Here is a 396-nt window from a genome sequence, read left to right as displayed (position 1 = left end):
ACCCGGACGCGGTCGGCCGGCGTGTCTTTGAGGGTCTCAGAGTCGATAAGCTCATCCTCCTCATCAGACAGGTAGGACCCCGTCTGGACGTAGCGAGCACGCTCGGCAGCGGTGTAGATACCCAGCTCGGCACGCTCATCAAAGTCAAGGCAGTCGAGGGCCAGACGACGGAAGACATAGTCAATGATCGACGAGGAAATCCGAATGTCAGGGTCGTCGGTCATGCCAGCTGGCTCAAACTTGAGGTTGGAGAACTTTTGGGCGAAGGATTCCAGCGGCACACCATATTGCAAACCGATAGACACCGCGATAGAAAAAGCGTCCATAACACCGGCAAGGGTGGATCCCTGCTTACCAAGCTTGAGGAAGATCTCGCCCAAGCGCCCGGAGTCGTAA

Annotated in this window: 1 protein-coding gene; it reads right to left on the bottom strand. The window is 56.8% G+C overall.

Annotated elements, in window-relative coordinates:
• A partial coding sequence (locus KJQ99_RS11445) for a TSCPD domain-containing protein (RefSeq protein WP_214150764.1) occupies nucleotides 1–396 on the bottom strand: 396 nt, incomplete at both ends.

The organism is Campylobacter sp. 2018MI13 (genome assembly GCF_018501135.1).
Lineage (GTDB): Bacteria > Campylobacterota > Campylobacteria > Campylobacterales > Campylobacteraceae > Campylobacter_E.
The sequence above is the reverse complement of the archived record's forward strand: the minus strand, read 5'-3'. Positions and strand labels throughout refer to the sequence as shown.